Here is a 250-nt window from a genome sequence, read left to right as displayed (position 1 = left end):
CAAGCTCAGCAGGTAACTTACGTTTGCGAATACTTGCTTTATCGGTCTGCTCGAGCACATTAGAAATCCACTCAAGAGGGATATGTTTCTGAAATGTAGATAAAGAGTCAGGAGTGGCGAATATATCTGTATCAAGTAACCAATGACTAAGCATAAAAATACCCTCATAATCAAAAGATGATAAGGGTATTGTGAAGCAACCAAAAGATCGGTCAACCGATCAAAAATACCTTAACTGATCGGTGTTAGC

General features: G+C 38.8%; 1 protein-coding gene. It reads right to left on the bottom strand.

Annotation, left to right across the window (positions count from 1 at the left end; genetic code table 11):
• Window positions 1-154, bottom strand: a 154-nt coding sequence (locus H4J50_RS19345) for a transposase domain-containing protein (protein ID WP_182198119.1), incomplete at its 3' end; no start/stop codon positions are given.
• Window positions 155-250: the final 96 nt, after the last annotated feature.

It is taken from the genome of Colwellia sp. 6M3, assembly GCF_014077595.1.
In the GTDB taxonomy this organism is placed as follows: domain Bacteria; phylum Pseudomonadota; class Gammaproteobacteria; order Enterobacterales; family Alteromonadaceae; genus Cognaticolwellia.
This window is presented reverse-complemented; position numbering and strand designations above follow the sequence as displayed.